Source organism: Paenibacillus sp. NPDC057967, from assembly GCF_042887015.1.
Lineage (GTDB): Bacteria > Bacillota > Bacilli > Paenibacillales > Paenibacillaceae > Pristimantibacillus.
Genome location: NZ_JBHVQB010000004.1, coordinates 147,198 through 163,383, shown reverse-complemented (window position 1 = coordinate 163,383; position 16,186 = coordinate 147,198). Strand labels below are relative to the sequence as shown.

The following is a 16,186-nucleotide window of genomic DNA, read 5'->3' as shown; positions in this document are numbered from 1 at the left end:
AAGCCGTTATTTTTTGACGAAAAGATGCGCTTGAAGCCGGGATTTCCCGAGATCATTCGACAATATTTTTATAAATAAAATTTATAATTAAAAATCCCTAATAAGGCTGAATTATATATAAGGATTATTTATATAACATACTTCATCAGTTATGTAAACTTTCTTATTCGGAACGATCAGGAAGGATGTGGAAGGAAAAAGGAGGAGAAGCGGGGTGAGTCCCCCTCAGCAAAAGTTACCCCATCATACGATACATTATCGCCTTTTCCTGGAAATGACCGGGGCTTCGCATTCATGTTAGCCTTGTAGTGACCAAAAAAAGTGGGAAAGGTTGGGATGCAATTTGCGCGGAAAATGGTTGGCCTTCATGCTGTTGACCATCATGCTGATTGGCGCCTGCGGGGTGAATAACGAGACCAATTCGGTTGATGGCAACAACGGCAAACAAAATGAGGCGGAGCTGACGACGCTGGAGCGGGCTGTAAAGCAAGGCTACATAACGGTAGGTTTTGCGGGCGAAAATCCGTATGCGTATAAGAACGAGCAAGGGGAGCTGACAGGTGAAGCTGTAGAGATTGCTAGCGTCATCCTGAAACGCTTGGGCATTGGAGAGATGAGAGGGGAACTGACGGAGTTCTCTGCCCTGGTCGCTGGCTTGCAAGCGAAGCGATTCGATATGATCACAGCGGGGATGTTCATTAACCCGGACCGCTGTGCGGCCGTGCTGTTCGCGGATCCCGAATACAGCATCGGAGAAGGGCTGGCAGTCAAAACGGGCAATCCGCTCGGACTTGACAGCTATGCTGCCATCGCCGAGAGCGGGAATGCCAAAGTTGCGGTAATGGCGGGTGCTGTGGAGATTGGTTATCTGACTACATCCGGCGTAGCCGAGAAGCAGATGGTGATCGTTCCGGATCAGGACGCGGCGATTAGCGCGCTGCAGTCCGGCAGGGCGGACGCCATGACGATGACCGGGCCCGCGCTGCAATCCAGACTGGTAGCGGCTAACGATCCTGGCATTGAGCGGGTCATGGATTTCGAGCAGCCTCTTGTGGACGGCGAGAGTGTGACCGGCTATGGTGCTACCGCATTCCGCATGGATGATACGTCGTTTCGCGACGCATTCAATGCGGAGCTTGCGAAGATGAAGGAAAACGGCGAGCTATTGGCTATTTTGACGAAGTTCGGCTTTACGGAGCAGGAGCTGCCGGGTGACGTGACCGCACAGCAGCTTTGCGGACGATAACATGATCCAAACCTTAAGCCAGTGGCTGCCGTATCTGGGACAAGGCGCATGGGTGACGATCAAGATCACGCTGCTCTCCGGCGTCGTAGCGACGTTGTTCGCCTTGATGTCCGGGCTTGGCAGGCTGTCCCCCTTGAAGCCGATTCGCTGGCTGGCGGGAGGATACATCGAATTGTTCCGGGCGGCTTCGCTGCTGGTATTGTTGTTCTGGGTGTACTTCGCCTTGCCGATTGCGGGTCTGGAGCTGTCCAAGACATGGTCCGCCGTGCTCGCAATCGGTCTTAATATAGGGGCTTACGGCGGCGAGATCGTTAGAAGCGCTATCCAAGCCATACCAAAGGGACAGTATGAAGCGTCTATCGCGCTTAATCTCTCGCCGCTAACCCGGATGCGAGCGGTGATCTTGCCGCAAGCCATTGCGAGAATGCTGCCTCCGATGGGCAATCTCTGGATTGAAATGCTGAAGTCGACATCGCTTGTCTACTTCATCACGATGGCGGATTTGACCTATGAAGCCATGGTTCTGCGCAACAATTACTACACGGATACGCCGCTAATCTTTGGCTTGCTGCTGCTTATCTATTATGGGCTCGCATCTTGTATAGCGGTGCCGGTCAAGTGGCTGGAGCGCAAGCTCACGGCTTGGAGGTGAGTCTATGTGGAATTGGGATTACGCCATGGAGGTTGGCGCCGTACTGCTGCGCGCGCTTCCAGCCGCGTTGCTGGCCGCAGCTACCGGATTTGTCATTGCCTCAACAGTTGGGCTTCTGATCGCAGCGCTGATCCGCTCAAGATTCGCCGCGGTCAGGCGTACTGCGAGCGGTGTCGCGCATTTTATTCGCAGCACCCCTTTGCTTGTGCAGCTGTTCTTCTTGTATTACAGCTTGCCGATGCTTGTTCCGGTATCGATGACAGCCTTCTGGACCGGGGCAATCGGCCTCGGATTGCATTATTCGACCTACATGTCGGAGGTGTACCGCTCCGGCATCGATGCACTGCCGAAGGGGCAATGGGAAGCGGCGACCGCTCTGAATCTGTCAAAGAGACGAACGTGGTTTTCGGTCGTACTGCCGCAAGCCATACCGCCGGTGCTGCCGATTATGGGCAATTATTTGATCGTCATATTTAAAGAAACACCGACGCTATCAGCCATTACGTATATCGAGCTTCTACTGCGCGCTAAGAATGAGGCTTCCGTCTCGTATCGGGTTTTCGAGCCTTATACGATCGTAGGCATTATTTTCATCGTCGGCAGCCTGTTGATGTCGTTCCTTGTATCTCGGCTGGAGATTAGATGGAAGCGGCGGACGTCGGTATAGAAAGGAGGAAGCGACATCACGGACATAAAACTGGAAAATGAAAGGGAAGAAGCTGCCCAGTCCCAGGCGGTGCGGCAGAGGAACAAGCCTGATTCCAAAGGTGAAGCTGCCGAGCCGCTGGTTGAATATCGAGGCGTGACCAAATCATTCGGAGAGCTGGAGGTCATTAAAGGAGTTGATCTCCAGATGCATGCGGGCGAGAAGCTGGCCTTCATCGGTCCGAGCGGCTCGGGCAAGACGACGCTGGGGCGCATGCTGATGACGCTGGAGCGTCCGACGTCCGGGACGTTAACTATCGATGGGACTTCCATCTGGCAAATGAAAGACAGCCGGGGGAAATGGAAAGCGGCGAACGAGTCGCATCTGAGAGCCATCAGGGAGAAGGTAGGGATGGTGTTCCAGCATTTCAACTTGTTCCCGCACTTGACGGTGGAGCGCAATGTGACGCTGGCGCTTACGTCTGTGCTGGGTTTGACGCGAGAGGAAGCGAGTGCTCGGGCCCAATCGATGCTGGAGAAGGTCGGATTGCTCGACAAGCTGTACAACTATCCATCTCAGCTCTCAGGCGGACAGAAGCAGCGCGTGGCCATAGCAAGAGCGCTTGTCATGAGACCCAAGGTTGTCGTCTTTGACGAGGTCACATCCGCGCTTGACCCGGAGCTTGTAGGAGAGGTTCTGGCGGTGATTAAGGAAATTGCAAAGGAAGGCGAGACCGCAATGATGCTGATCACCCATGAGATGGATTTTGCGCGGGAAGTCGCCGACCGGGTTATCTTCGGGGCAGAGGGGCTTATCGTGGAGGAAGGTACGCCCAATGAGATCTTCAATCATCCCCAAAGCGAGCGTCTTCGCACATTTCTAAACCGGCTATAGGAGGTGAGAGGGTTGGAAATACGGAATCCATCAACAATTGTCTACCGCAAGCCAGTCGCTGGGGACGGTCAAGACATCTGGAGGCTTATAAAACGGGCAGGCGGTCTGGATGTCAATTCCGCCTATTGCTACTTGATGTTAGGCGACATGTTCAGCGAGACATGCTGTATTGCCGAACGGGATGGTCGGCTGAGCGCTTTCCTTTCCGCTTTCCGCAAGCCTGAGGAACCGGGAACGCTCTTCGTCTGGCAGATTGCTGTAGAGCCTGTGCTTCGAGGCAATGGAATCGGAGGCGCGCTTCTGAAGCAAGTTCTCTCGCGACAAAGCAATACCGGCATCCGGTATCTCGAAGCGACCATTAGTCCAGGTAACATGGCGTCTCGAAGCTTGTTCGTGGCTATGGCGCGCGAGCTGGCAAGCGAATGCAAGATATCGGAGCAGTATGAGGCATCCATGTTCCCTGAGAGCCACGAGACGGAGCTGTTGTTTCGGATAGGTCCTTTCTCTGAAGGAAAATAATCATCTCTAATGTTCACCATAAAGGAGGATGACAATGACTGAATGGAGCAGCAAGGCGGCGCCGAGCAGGCGACCGCTGAATGTATTCGAAAGTCTGGAATCTGAAGTAAGAAGCTATTGCAGGAGCTTCGAGACGGTTTTCGTAAAAGGCAGCAATGCGCTGCTGCAGGATCGCGACGAGAGAGAGTACATCGATTTTTTTGCAGGTGCAGGCGCGTTGAATTATGGACATAACAATCCGCATATCCGCACGAAGCTGATCGATTATTTGCTGGAGGACGGCATCACGCACAGTCTGGATATGGCGACGGATGCGAAGGAAGCCTTCCTGCTCCGATTCCAGGAGACGATTCTGAAGCGGCGGGGACTATCCTATAAGGTGATGTTCCCAGGTCCTACCGGCACAAATTCGGTAGAGAGCGCCTTCAAGCTCGCCCGCAAAGTGACGGGGAGAACCAACATCGTCTGCTTCACAAATGCGTTTCATGGCATGTCGCTCGGCTCCTTGGCCGCGACTGGCAACGCCTTCAAGCGCAAAGGAGCCGGACTGCCGTTGCAGGGTACGACCTTCCTGCCTTATGACGGATATCTGGGGCCGCTCGTCGATACGACAGCTCTGCTGGAGAAGCTGCTCCAAGATCCCGGCAGCGGACTTGACTTGCCTGCGGCTGTCATTGTGGAGACGCTGCAAGGCGAAGGCGGCTTGACTGCTGCAAGCGGCAAGTGGCTGCGGAGCCTTGAGCGAATATGCCGTGCGCATGGCATTTTGCTTATCATCGATGACGTGCAGATGGGCTGCGGGCGAACAGGAACCTTCTTCAGCTTCGAGTCTGCAGGTATAAAACCGGATATTGTATGCTTGTCCAAGTCAATTGGCGGCTACGGATTGCCAATGGCTCTCACATTGATCAAGCCCGAACATGATATCTGGCAGCCGGGTGAGCATAACGGCACGTTCCGGGGCAATAATTTGGCTTTCATTGCCGCCTCCGAAGCGCTTCGTTATTGGGAGGACGACCGTCTAGCGAACCAAATCCGTAATCGAAGCGATGTCATCGCCGAGTTCCTGGGACGGATGGCTTCAAGATATAGCGATAAAATTGCCGAAGTCAGAGGCAAAGGAATGATACAAGGTCTTGTCTTCCATCAGCCGGAGGACGCTTCCCGATTATGCAAGCTTAGCTTCGAGCGAGGCGTCATTATGGAGACATCGGGCCCGCGCGATGAGGTTGCGAAGCTGATGCCGCCGCTTACCATTGAAGCCGGGGTGTTGCAGAAGGGGCTCCAGCAGATTGAGGAGGCCTTGTCCAATCTGTATGCCAGCATGAAGCCGAAAGCAGCATTGCAAGGGAAAAGCTAAAGAATGAAAGGAAGAGTGATCCAATATGATCGTGAAACATCTGGAGGATATCAAAGGCACTTCTCACGATATTGATACGCCTACATGGAATTCCAGACGCTTGTTGCTGAGGAAGGACGGGATGGGCTTCTCCATGCACGATACGGTTATCAAGGCCGGGACCGAGACCCTAATCTGGTACCGGAATCATGTGGAAGCTGTGTATTGCGTGGAAGGCGAGGGTGAAATACAAGTCGTCGGCGGGGAGACGTATCCGATCTCGCCCGGCATGCTGTATGCGCTGGACGGCCATGAGAAGCATCTTCTGCGCGCGCGAAGCCAGCTCCGCATGGTCTGTGTGTTCAACCCGCCGCTTACCGGTGCTGAGGTTCATGATCAAGACGGCGTGTATCCTCTAATGGAAGAAGAGAGCGAAGTGCAGCGATAAGAACGATAGGAATGATCTATTTAACCTCATTCAGGATTGAAAATAAAGGAGATGAAGGAAATGAACAGCAACAGGACGAGTACGATTGCAACCAACAGCTACCCCTCGCGGGTAGCGGATGTCCCTTCCAGGCTGGAACGCAAGGACCCTGTCGTCTATAGCGAATGGACACCGGATAGTCCTCTTACGGAAGAGCAATCTTCCTTCTATGAAAGGAACGGCTATTTATTTCTGGAGCAATTCTTTTCGGACAAGGAGCTGGAGCTCTGGAAAAATGAGCTGAGCCGGCTGCAGCAGGTTTACCGCGACGGGGAAGATGCTCATGTCATTCGCGAGCCGGCAAGCAGCGAGGTGAGATCGGTATTTGCGGTTCATCAGCATAACGACCTCTTCCAGGCGTTATCGAAGCATCCGAAGCTGCAGGCAATCACTTCCTATTTGTTAGGCTCAGATACATACATCCATCAATCCCGAATTAATTTTAAGCCTGGATTTACGGGAAAAGAATTTTATTGGCATTCGGACTTTGAGACATGGCATGTGGAAGATGGAATGCCGGGCATGCGCGCGCTCAGCTGCTCGATCGCGCTCAGCGACAATTACGCGTACAATGGTCCGCTTATGGTGATACCCGGATCTCACAAGACGTTCATCTCATGCGTTGGCAAGACGCCAGACAATCACTTCAAGGAATCACTGCGCAAGCAGGAGTATGGTGTTCCCGATCATGAGAGTCTCCATTCCATGGCGGAAGAGAAGGGGATTCATATGCCGGTCGGCAAAGCGGGCTCCATCTTGTTGTTCGATTGTAATCTGATGCATGGCTCAAGCAGCAACATCTCTCCGTTCCCCCGCAGCAATGTCTTTATGGTCTATAACAGCGTAGACAACCGGCTGGTTCAGCCGTATTCGGGACAAAAACCAAGACCTGAATATATCGCGACGAGAATCTAGTGACGAATCCGGTCTGGATTGTCGCCCTCATACTGGGCATTAATATAACGTATGTCTCGATGTTCACCTTGCGGCTCATCTTGGTCATCAAAGGGAAACGAACGGCGGCTGCGCTCCTCTCGACAGTGGAAGTGTTCGTCTATCTCGTCGGTTTGCAGCTCGTACTGAATAACCTGTCCACGCCGATCTATATGGCGGCGTACTGCATCGGCTTCGGACTGGGCGTCTATCTCGGCAGCCGAATAGAAGAAGCGCTCGCGCTCGGTTATTCTGTCGTGCAAGTGATCGCTGATACCGTCAACACCAGCTTACCGGATCAGCTCCGGGCGAACGGCTACGGGGTAACGGTATGGCAGGGAGAAGGGCGAAGCGGTCCAAGGCTTGTTATGCAAGTGCTCGTGAAACGCAGCGCAGAGAAAAAACTGCTGGATTCCATATCGGCGGTGGCGCCAAAAGCATTCGTGATTTCGCATGAACCGAGGCACTTTCGCGGCGGATTCTGGGCAAAGCTGCTTGAGAAATAAGAGTCTGAGTAAGGATATCTTCCAATATGGAGGGTATCCTTTTCTTATGGAATTTCGTTCAAATCGCAGCCTGCTTATGAATTCGCTTACTTAGCGACTCCGAATCACATCCTTGAATTGGGCGCTTGACAGGGGGAAGGAAGGCGATTATTATTTAAATAGTTTAAATATATAGATCTAAAGTTTATAGATCTAAAGTGTTTAGTGCTAAGCAAATATAGAAGGAGGTGTCTCTATGCCAACGCTCGTCAGTCGTTTTCAGCGTTCGGTTACGCAGCTTAACCGGCTCTTCGCTTCAGAAATCGTAGATCGGCTCGATTCCCAAGTAACGGGGACGCAGATGTATATGCTTCATTACATCCGTCAGAGTGAGAGATGCCGGTTGACGGAGCTTGCGGAGAAGCTGGATGTGAAGCCAAGCGCGGTAACGGTAATGATTGATCGATTGGTAAAATCGGATTATGTGGTGCGAACGCATGATACGGATGACCGCAGAGTCATACTGGTCGAGCTTACGCCAACCGGCATTGAAATTTTGGAGAAAGCACAAGCGATGCGTGAAGAAATTGTCGGAGCTTACATTGAAAAGCTGGACCCCGATGATGTCCATAGGGCTACAGAAGTGCTGGAGAAGATGGTGCTGATCGCACAAGCGAACTCCAAATGTCATGGGCGGCATAACCGCTAACGAAATTATGTTTAACTCATACAAAGAGAAAGAAGGAACAGGAACCAATGGAACATTTGTCCCACAAGCGCAAAATTACCATCATGATGGCCATTATTATGGCAATGTTCTTTTCCGCGATTAACCAAACGATCGTCAGTACGGCGATGCCGCGCATCATTGCGGTTTTGAGCGGTATGGAATATTACAGCTGGGTCATCACGATCTATATGCTGACTTCGACGCTCGCTACCGTTCTGGTCGGCAAGCTGTCCGATATCTACGGACGGAAGCCGTTCATATTGGCGGGTATTGTCATCTTTATGATTGGCGCATTTTTAACCGGTTTTTCAAAGGATATTTTTCAGTTGATTATTTATCGCGGTATTCAAGGCGTCGGCGCCGGTATTATTATGGCATCCGTCTTCACAGCAGTCGGCGATTTGTTCTCGCCGCGTGAGCGGGGCAAGTGGACAGGAGTTATGATGGCCGTGTTCGGCTTCTCCAGCGTCATCGGCCCGACTCTCGGTGGCTGGCTTGTTGATAACTTCGCATGGAAGTGGCTGTTCTGGATCTTCCTGCCTCTCGGCTTTGTCGCATTCTTCATGATTCTGTTCCTCTTCCCTAAGGTCGAGACGAACAAATCGGAGAAAATCGACTATGTGGGCTCGCTCTTCCTGAGCTTGACGATTATCGGCGTTCTGCTTGGCTTCTCGTGGGCAGGCTCAAAGTATGATTGGGGCTCATGGCAAATTCTTAGTTTGTTCATCGGGGCTGCTGTCTGCCTGGTGATCTTCATCTTCGTGGAATGGAAAGCGAAGAGCCCGGTTCTGCCGCTTCATCTGTTCCGCAACGACATTGTAACGATCTCCAATGTCATCGGTTTTCTGATGAACGCCGGTATGATGGGCGCGCTCATCTACCTGCCGTTCTTCGTACAGGGTGTTGAAGGCATATCGCCGACTTACTCCGGTTATGTCACCATGCCGATGTCTATCGCCATGGTTATCATGAGTACGATTATCGGTCGTCAAATTACGAAAACCGGCAAATACAAGCGTTATGCAATTCTCGGCCTGCCGATTATGATCGCAGGCATGCTCATCATGGCATTCATGAACAGCGTATGGCTCGCGGTTGTCGCGATGATCGTATTCGGTGTTGGTCTTGGTGTAGGTATGCCAGTCTTCTCGCTAACGGTGCAAAATGCGGTCAAGCCTACTGAGCTAGGCGTAGCAACTGCTTCGTCCCAGCTGTTCCGTAACTTGGGCGGTACGATCGGTATTGCGGTAATGGGTACGATCATGCAATCAAGCCTGGTTCGCAACATGACGAAGGAATCGGCCTCGGCTGAAGGGTTCAAGTTTGAGAACATCGATCCGGCGCTTGCCAAGCAATTGGAGATGTTCCACAATCCGGAGATGCTTTTGGATCAGCCGAAGCTGCATGAGCTTCAATCCACATTGCCTGCCGATGTTCAGCCGATTATCTCTCAGCTGATTGAGACGCTGCGTGATGCATTAAGCTCGTCGCTGACAACGGTCTTCCTGGCTGGTACAGCGCTTGTAGCTGTCGCGCTCGTGCTTTCGTTCTTCTTGAGAGAAATTCCGCTCCGCACATCTAATGAGATGCCGGAAGTGAAAGAGAAAGAAAAGGAAACGGACGTGCATCTGAAAAGCCCGGCTAATGCATAAGCAATATTAAAAGAAGCCCTCATTTTTCTCTTCGGTAAAAGGCCGGGGAGGGGATGAGGGCTTTTTTTACAGGTTAATATTTGAAAAAGAGAACACTTGATCGCATTGCTGAATGATGTTAAACTATGGAAGAATCAAGGCGGCAGGAACGTCTTGCTTTAGACCATGGTAGGACGGTGTATGACTTGACCACAACGACCACCGAAATCGATGAAGTCATTGCTTATATCCATCAGCATATCTACGATCCGCTGCCGCTTGCGCGTCTCGCAAGTCATGTCTCTTACAGCCCTTATCATTTCACCCGACTATTCAAGGAACGTATGGGTATCTCTCCCATGTATTATGTATCGTCCATACGCTTGCAGAGGGCAAAGGACCTCCTGCTTCAGACCAACCTGAGCATCAGGGATATTAGTCTGGAGATCGGCCAGCAAAGTCTTGGCACCTTCACCACGCGGTTCACGGAGCGGGTAGGCATGACTCCTGCACAATTCCGCAACACAGCCAATGACGCTAGCAAGCATCTGCAGTCGCTGGAGCAATTGCGCGATTGGCACACGCCATTATTTTGCAAGCCGAGGCATACTACAGTAAGAGGAATGATTAGCTCCGAGCATCCTTTCTCAGGCGTGGTGCTGATCGGACTATTCCCGAAGCCCATACCGGAAGGCTTCCCACTACATGGTACATTACTCGGCTCGCTCGGCGAATTCGAGTTTCCCAATGTCGAACCAGGCATCTATTATTTATTGGCAACAACCATCTCATGGGGAACAGGGGCAATCGATATGCTGCTGCCTCAGTCGACGCTTCGCACGCGGTCTAGGGAAGCTGTCGTGGTCAGTCCTGGCACCGACCCAGCCCCCCTACATGTTACGCTGCATCCGCCTGCGCTGGATGATCCGCCGATTCTCATTTCTTTGCCTGTTTTGATGAATCACTTTCTGGCACGGGTGCAGAATAGGGAGGAATACCGGGTTTAGAGGCCATTTTCGACGGAAATCGGCAATTTCGTTATTGAGTTAAGCACCCTGTAACGCTTATAATATAGCGAGTATGAAGTCTAACAGAAAAGGTGTTAATTCATGAGCATATTGAACGTAGAACGATTGAGCCACGGCTTTGGAGATCGCGCCATCTTCAACGACGTGTCATTCCGCTTGCTGAAAGGCGAGCACATTGGTCTTATTGGCGCCAACGGTGAAGGCAAATCGACCTTCATGAATATTATTACAGGCAAGCTGCAGCCGGATGACGGTAAGGTGGAATGGTCAAAGCGGATGCGCGTCGGCTATCTGGATCAGCATGCGGTGCTGTCCAAAGGCATGACGATGCGCGACGTGCTGAAGGGCGCGTTCCAATACCTGTTCGATATGGAGCAGGAGATGAACGACATGTACGGCAAGATGGGCGAAGTATCGCCTGAAGAGCTGGAGCGCTTGTTGGAGGATGTCGGTACGATTCAGGATACGCTGACGAATCAGGATTTCTATATGATCGATGCCAAGATTGATGAGACGGCTCGGGGTCTTGGTCTTACGGATATCGGTCTCGATAAGGATGTCAATGATCTCAGCGGCGGCCAGCGCACAAAGGTGCTTCTGGCGAAGCTGCTCTTGGAGAAACCGGATATTCTGCTTCTTGACGAGCCTACCAACTACTTGGATGAGGTTCATATCGAATGGCTGAAGCGTTACCTGCAGGAATATGAAAATGCATTTATACTGATCTCGCATGACATTCCATTCCTGAACAGCGTAATCAACCTGATCTACCATATGGAGAATCAGGAGTTGAACCGTTATGTCGGTGACTACGATCATTTCCAGCAAGTATACGATATGAAGAAGCAGCAATTGGAGTCCGCTTTCAAACGCCAGCAGCAAGAAATTGCGGATTTGAAGGACTTTGTCGCCCGTAACAAAGCCAGCGTTGCTACCCGCAATATGGCGATGTCCAGACAGAAGAAGCTTGATAAGATGGATGTTATCGAGCTTGCAAAGGAGAAGCCGAAGCCGCAGTTCAACTTCAGAGAAGGCAGAACGGCTGGCCGTGTCATCTTCGAGGCAAAGGATCTGGTAATCGGATACTCTGAACCGCTGTCTCGTCCGCTGGATCTGCGTATGGAGCGCGGGCAGAAGATCGCCTTGGTCGGAGCGAACGGTATTGGTAAAACAACCTTGCTGCGCAGCATACTGGGTGAAATTCCAGCGGTATCCGGCTCAGTGGAGCTAGGCGACAACCTCGAAATCGGCTACTTTGTGCAAGAGGCGAAGGACGCCAATTACAACACTTGTATCGAAGAAATCTGGAATGAATTCCCTTCCTATACTCAATTCGAAGTTCGTGCTGCACTTGCGAAGTGCGGTCTGACGACGAAGCATATTGAAAGTAAAATAACAGTGCTGAGCGGCGGCGAGAAGGCAAAGGTACGCCTGTGCAAGCTGATCAACCGCGATACGAACTTGCTTGTGCTTGACGAGCCGACAAACCACTTGGATGTGGATGCGAAGGAAGAGCTGAAGCGCGCGCTTAAAGCATATAAGGGAAGCATTCTGCTGATCTCTCACGAACCGGAATTCTATCGTGATGTCGTGACCGAGACATGGAATTGCGAGAGCTGGACGACCAAAGTATTTTAATAGCTGAATCAGAGGAGAGGCCTTATCACGCGATTGACTGCGAATAGGGCCTCTTTTTTGTTAGGTAAGGTGGGTGGTTCGAAAGATTCGAAGAGGGGGCTGGCTACTATTTGTTCTCAGGAAAGCGGAATTATTGAGCGGCTTCCGTAGTCACAGTGAATGTAATACCGAATGCATCCGTAACAGTACCAAATGCTGGACTAAAAAACGTAGCTTGAAGCGGCTGTACGATCTGTCCTCCGTGGGCAAGCTTATCGAATACTTCCGTTGCCTGTTCTGCATTCGGCAGCGTGACGCAGACCGTAATATTGTTGCCGCGGGTATAAGGTGATCCCGGGAACGAATCAAAGAACATTAGTTCGGACTCGCCAATCTTCAGTTGAGCATGGGCAATCTTATCTACCACGGATTCCGGTAGCGGATATTCCGGATTGGCTAGCATCTCGCCGAATGCCTGTTGCATTAGAACCTTAGCGCCAAACACCTCTTGGTAAAAAGCGATTGCCTCCTTCGCGTTGCCTTCCATAACGAGATATGGAGTAAGTTTAATCGACATGATGAACAGCTCCTCTTCTAATAGCGTAACTCTAGTATACCCCGATCGTTGCAAACCCATTTCTTCTAAATTGCGAAGTTACACCATTAAATGACCAAGCTATCGTTGTTGGAAATCCCCTTCCTTGCTGGTGGTTTTTGTTTCCAAATGAAAAAGCTAACCGTATAATAGGGTTAGAAAAGAATAGGCGTTGCGACCTAATGGAAAGAGTGATTGTGATTAATAATACAAAACGGATATTTGTTGTGACTTGTCTTTCGTTTGTTGTGTTCTTCATTTGTGTGAATGTGTTCGCAACGTATCATGATGCCCGTAAAGTAACCTTATTTATAAATGGAAATGAGGAAATTCATGATGATGATTTTGAAGGTCTAAAGGTCAGCTCCATTACTGTAGGCGTATGGTCTGAGATGAATCACTCGTATCAGACATCGGATTCATATATTTTAATGAAGGCGAAATCAAAAAAAGTGATGTATAGCACTAGTAATTGGCATGATCTGACTGCTTATTTAAATCAACGATAAAGGAAGGTGTTCCTGATGAAATCCAAATGGGATAAATGGGAGCTTACACGAGCTAAAGGGAAGAAAAACTATGTAATATGGAATGGAGTAGTGGGTTGGGGTATACCTGCCGGATTATTGTTCACTGCTATTTGGAACTATATCAATCATAAAGAGATAGTGTTCAATCAAGATTTTTACCAAACATTGATTATATCGTTAGTGGTTTTTTCTTTAGGCGGAATGATATTCGGTTTATGGATATGGAACTGGACGGAGAAGATGTACCGGAAGGTTAAGAGCGATTAATGGTTGAGGTGAAAGAGTAGATGCGAATCATCCATTTTGTATCGTAGATGGTGCTACTTTAAAGAATTAAACAATAATAAGCAAGTAACGATTGGGATCCCATTAGACTGCTTGCCGGTGGGGCGCCATTAGACGAATATAATTCGGAGATTAGAGTAATATGTGAGCAGCGAATTGAATTAATGACAGAGATCGAACTGGCCGTTTTCATTCAAGAACTGTTTGAACGATACATGTGTATTAAACCAGCTGCACTGCCAACTCTAAAAGCAGCGATGGAGATATCCCGCAGACTAAAGTAAGGTAAGTGTCATCGAATCGATTTGAAGGGACGGTATGAAGATTCTCTTTCCACTAATCATTCTATGTTTGGTTATAATCGTGTCCATCTGGAGCTTTATTGAAGGGGTTCGCAACCGATCTCGGTTTATCATTCAAGTGAGAATGAAATATATTCTAATCGGTTTTTTTGTTCTATGTGGGTTAACCATCTTTCCATTATATCGTCAATAAAAGAAGAGCCTATGCGATTTGCCATTGCTGCATTTTCGGTATCGCTAGTTATGAGCAATGTTTTTTACTATACAAAGGTAGAACGTGTTCGCAACGTCCTGGAAATAAAATTCAGAATATTAAAGTATCTTTTATTTTCGTTTGTACTTCTGGGCGTCGTTGCGTTTGTAACCGGGATAACGAATTAGAAAGGCTGTGAAGGAATGAATCCATTCAAGCAGGTTGTTACTACGGAAGGCGAAATCCGAGAGCTGATTGGTTTTCCAAGTGAAGTCGTGCAGAAGAAAACGATCCATGAACTGGATAGTCACTGCCGGGCTTTCATTGCTATGTCACCACTCTTGTTCATGGCTACTTCTGATGCACAAGGCAATTGTGATGTATCTCCACGCGGAGATGCGCCCGGTTTTGTATACATACTCGACAACGATCATATGGTCATACCTGAGCGACCGGGCAACCGTCGGATTGACTCGCTTCGAAATATTCTCTCCAATCCTAGAGTAGGGCTGATTTTTCTCATTCCCGGACTTGAAGAAACGCTTAGAGTGAATGGGGAAGCGTATGTGATTAAGGATGATGAGTTATTGGAGCAGATGAAAGTAAATGATAAGAAACCGCTTCTCGGTATAGGCGTTCGGGTCAATGAAGCCTACATCCATTGCGCCAAATCTTTTAAGCGCTCAGGCGCATGGAATAAGGACTCTTGGTCAGATCAAGGTCGCTTGCCTTCCATACCGCATATGATATCTGCACATGTAAATTCGGAGCCTTTTACAGTGGAGAAGATTAGAGATGGACTGAAAGAGAGTTATGAGAAAAGAATGTATTAACGGATTTTCGTTGATTGAAGATGTTTTTCACGAAGTTTGAAAAGAGGAAATCACATGGCTTTTATGCAAGGAATTGAACTATGCAAAAGATTTCATTATGAACTTGTTGAACCATTACTTGCAAGCCAGTTCCCAGATTTGCGATACACATCGTCACTCATCGGACCAGGAAGCGAAGTGCAGGGCCTAGATACCGAAATGTCAACAGATCATGATTGGGGACCAAGAGTGGTATTGTTTCTTCAGGCAAAGGATATGGATTCGGCAAATGATATCCGAAAAGCTCTATATACTCATTGCCCACAACAATTTTACGGGTACCCTGTTGACTTGAATCAAACCGTAATCACAACACTAGCTCAATTTCTTCAATCCAAGCTTGCCATAGATATGGAGAAGAAAATTGAAGGATTGGACTGGTTGACGTTTCCATCGCAGGTTTTGGCTGAAATCGTTGGCGGCGAGGTCTTTCACGACGATACAGGGCAACTTACCGTTATTCGCACGGAATTAAAGTACTATCCTCACGATGTATGGTTATATATGATGGCTTCTGTTTGGCATAGGATCGGTCAAGAAGAGCATTTGGTACTAAGAGCTGGTTATGTAGGGGATGAGCTTGGATCGTCTGTCATTGGTTCAAGATTGGTAAGAGATATCATGAACTTATGTTTCTTAATGGAACGTCGATACGCACCCTATCCCAAATGGTTCGGCACTGCATTCAAAACGTTAGATTGTGCAGATGAGTTGCTTGATGTTTTGCATGCCATTCAATCATCTATGACATGGTGGGAGCGAGAACGCTCTTTATGTAAAGCATATGAAACAATAGCGCGCATGCATAATCGCCTAGGCATTTCCGAAATGGTATCCGAACAGGTCACTCCCTTTTACGAACGGCCTTATAACGTGATCCATGGCTCTGCTATTGCAAATACAATCGTTAGTCAAATCACAGATCCCATGATACGAAAACTATCCCAAAAACGCCTAATAGGCGGGATCGATCAAATATCTGATAACACGGATTTTATCAGTATGAGTCAATGGTGCCAGCAGCCAACATCAAACAATGTTTTACGCGAACTGTATAACCAGATTCTAGAGACATCGTAACTGTACTCATTTGCAAAACTACCCTGATGGAACAGCGTGCTCTTAATTTAGAGACGCTGTTTTTTTGTGTGATTTTGGAAATCATAACAACTTTTCCTTTAACCATTTCGTCTAGAGAATAG

The 16,186-nt window shown here is 49.2% G+C and carries 17 protein-coding genes; 16 read left to right on the top strand and 1 reads right to left on the bottom strand.

Features of this window, described 5'->3' with window-relative positions:
• The first annotated feature begins 343 nt into the window (after positions 1–343).
• The 13 genes from ehuB to ACFVSO_RS11065 all read left to right on the top strand — a co-directional run bounded on the left by ehuB (position 344) and on the right by ACFVSO_RS11065 (position 12,228).
• Positions 344–1,246 (top strand): ectoine/hydroxyectoine ABC transporter substrate-binding protein EhuB, encoded by a 903-nt coding sequence (ehuB, locus tag ACFVSO_RS11125; protein WP_387473224.1) that lies wholly within the window; start codon positions 344–346, stop codon positions 1,244–1,246.
• A 1-nt stretch (position 1,247) separates the two neighbouring features.
• Positions 1,248–1,898: an ectoine/hydroxyectoine ABC transporter permease subunit EhuC gene (ehuC, locus tag ACFVSO_RS11120; RefSeq protein ID WP_387473221.1), complete on the top strand. Its 651-nt coding sequence runs from the start codon at positions 1,248–1,250 to the stop codon at positions 1,896–1,898.
• 4 nt (positions 1,899–1,902) lie between these two features.
• Positions 1,903–2,565, top strand: coding sequence for an ectoine/hydroxyectoine ABC transporter permease subunit EhuD (gene ehuD / locus ACFVSO_RS11115; RefSeq protein WP_387473219.1), 663 nt, complete (start codon positions 1,903–1,905; stop codon positions 2,563–2,565).
• A gap of 69 nt (positions 2,566–2,634) precedes the next feature.
• Positions 2,635–3,438 (top strand): amino acid ABC transporter ATP-binding protein, encoded by an 804-nt coding sequence (locus ACFVSO_RS11110; protein ID WP_387473217.1) that lies wholly within the window; start codon positions 2,635–2,637, stop codon positions 3,436–3,438.
• A 12-nt stretch (positions 3,439–3,450) separates the two neighbouring features.
• A complete protein-coding gene (gene ectA, locus ACFVSO_RS11105) occupies positions 3,451–3,957 on the top strand; it encodes a diaminobutyrate acetyltransferase (RefSeq protein ID WP_387473214.1) in 507 nt (168 codons plus the stop codon).
• A 34-nt stretch (positions 3,958–3,991) separates the two neighbouring features.
• Positions 3,992–5,317: a diaminobutyrate--2-oxoglutarate transaminase gene (gene ectB, locus ACFVSO_RS11100; protein ID WP_387473211.1), complete on the top strand. Its 1,326-nt coding sequence runs from the start codon at positions 3,992–3,994 to the stop codon at positions 5,315–5,317.
• Between the two features lie 25 nt (positions 5,318–5,342).
• On the top strand, positions 5,343–5,744 hold the full coding sequence (locus ACFVSO_RS11095; protein ID WP_387473209.1) for an ectoine synthase: 402 nt from the start codon (positions 5,343–5,345) through the stop codon (positions 5,742–5,744).
• Positions 5,745–5,804: 60 nt separating this feature from the next.
• The gene (thpD, locus tag ACFVSO_RS11090; RefSeq protein WP_387473206.1) at positions 5,805–6,698 is read left to right on the top strand and encodes an ectoine hydroxylase; all 894 of its coding nucleotides are present in this window, start codon (positions 5,805–5,807) and stop codon (positions 6,696–6,698) included.
• Positions 6,698–7,222, top strand: a complete 525-nt coding sequence (locus tag ACFVSO_RS11085) for a DUF2179 domain-containing protein (RefSeq protein ID WP_387473204.1) — start codon at positions 6,698–6,700, stop codon at positions 7,220–7,222. Before thpD ends, ACFVSO_RS11085 begins: the two co-directional genes overlap by 1 nt.
• A 235-nt stretch (positions 7,223–7,457) precedes the next feature.
• Positions 7,458–7,910 carry a MarR family winged helix-turn-helix transcriptional regulator gene (locus ACFVSO_RS11080; protein WP_387473202.1) on the top strand — a complete coding sequence of 151 codons (453 nt, stop codon included), beginning with the start codon at positions 7,458–7,460 and terminating at the stop codon, positions 7,908–7,910.
• A 47-nt stretch (positions 7,911–7,957) separates the two neighbouring features.
• Positions 7,958–9,583, top strand: coding sequence for an MDR family MFS transporter (locus ACFVSO_RS11075; protein ID WP_387473200.1), 1,626 nt, complete (start codon positions 7,958–7,960; stop codon positions 9,581–9,583).
• 185 nt (positions 9,584–9,768) lie between these two features.
• On the top strand, positions 9,769–10,569 hold the full coding sequence (locus ACFVSO_RS11070; protein ID WP_387473197.1) for a helix-turn-helix transcriptional regulator: 801 nt from the start codon (positions 9,769–9,771) through the stop codon (positions 10,567–10,569).
• Positions 10,570–10,671: 102 nt separating this feature from the next.
• Entirely contained in the window at positions 10,672–12,228 is a 1,557-nt protein-coding gene (locus tag ACFVSO_RS11065) for an ABC-F family ATP-binding cassette domain-containing protein (RefSeq protein WP_387473195.1), read from the top strand.
• A gap of 130 nt (positions 12,229–12,358) precedes the next feature.
• On the opposite strand, the gene ACFVSO_RS11060 is transcribed toward ACFVSO_RS11065, so the two are convergent.
• Complete coding sequence (locus ACFVSO_RS11060) at positions 12,359–12,784, bottom strand: VOC family protein (RefSeq protein ID WP_387473193.1); 426 nt, start codon at positions 12,782–12,784, stop codon at positions 12,359–12,361.
• A 542-nt stretch (positions 12,785–13,326) separates the two neighbouring features.
• On the opposite strand from ACFVSO_RS11060, the gene ACFVSO_RS11055 reads away from it, so the two are divergent.
• The 3 genes from ACFVSO_RS11055 to ACFVSO_RS11045 all read left to right on the top strand — a co-directional run bounded on the left by ACFVSO_RS11055 (position 13,327) and on the right by ACFVSO_RS11045 (position 16,064).
• Positions 13,327–13,599 (top strand): hypothetical protein, encoded by a 273-nt coding sequence (locus tag ACFVSO_RS11055; protein WP_387473191.1) that lies wholly within the window; start codon positions 13,327–13,329, stop codon positions 13,597–13,599.
• A gap of 716 nt (positions 13,600–14,315) precedes the next feature.
• Positions 14,316–14,945, top strand: coding sequence for a pyridoxamine 5'-phosphate oxidase family protein (locus ACFVSO_RS11050; RefSeq protein ID WP_387473189.1), 630 nt, complete (start codon positions 14,316–14,318; stop codon positions 14,943–14,945).
• Positions 14,946–14,999: 54 nt separating this feature from the next.
• Entirely contained in the window at positions 15,000–16,064 is a 1,065-nt protein-coding gene (locus tag ACFVSO_RS11045) for a DUF4037 domain-containing protein (RefSeq protein WP_387473187.1), read from the top strand.
• Positions 16,065–16,186: the final 122 nt, after the last annotated feature.

Coding starts and splice junctions, on each gene's coding strand:
- ACFVSO_RS11060 (WP_387473193.1), bottom strand. CDS start 12,784: ATGTCGATTAAACTTACTCCATATCTCGTTATGGAAGGCAACGCGAAG.
- ACFVSO_RS11080 (WP_387473202.1), top strand. CDS start 7,458: ATGCCAACGCTCGTCAGTCGTTTTCAGCGTTCGGTTACGCAGCTTAAC.
- ACFVSO_RS11045 (WP_387473187.1), top strand. CDS start 15,000: ATGGCTTTTATGCAAGGAATTGAACTATGCAAAAGATTTCATTATGAA.
- thpD (WP_387473206.1), top strand. CDS start 5,805: ATGAACAGCAACAGGACGAGTACGATTGCAACCAACAGCTACCCCTCG.
- ACFVSO_RS11095 (WP_387473209.1), top strand. CDS start 5,343: ATGATCGTGAAACATCTGGAGGATATCAAAGGCACTTCTCACGATATT.
- ectB (WP_387473211.1), top strand. CDS start 3,992: ATGACTGAATGGAGCAGCAAGGCGGCGCCGAGCAGGCGACCGCTGAAT.
- ACFVSO_RS11050 (WP_387473189.1), top strand. CDS start 14,316: ATGAATCCATTCAAGCAGGTTGTTACTACGGAAGGCGAAATCCGAGAG.
- ehuC (WP_387473221.1), top strand. CDS start 1,248: ATGATCCAAACCTTAAGCCAGTGGCTGCCGTATCTGGGACAAGGCGCA.
- ehuD (WP_387473219.1), top strand. CDS start 1,903: ATGTGGAATTGGGATTACGCCATGGAGGTTGGCGCCGTACTGCTGCGC.
- ACFVSO_RS11055 (WP_387473191.1), top strand. CDS start 13,327: ATGAAATCCAAATGGGATAAATGGGAGCTTACACGAGCTAAAGGGAAG.
- ACFVSO_RS11065 (WP_387473195.1), top strand. CDS start 10,672: ATGAGCATATTGAACGTAGAACGATTGAGCCACGGCTTTGGAGATCGC.
- ACFVSO_RS11075 (WP_387473200.1), top strand. CDS start 7,958: ATGGAACATTTGTCCCACAAGCGCAAAATTACCATCATGATGGCCATT.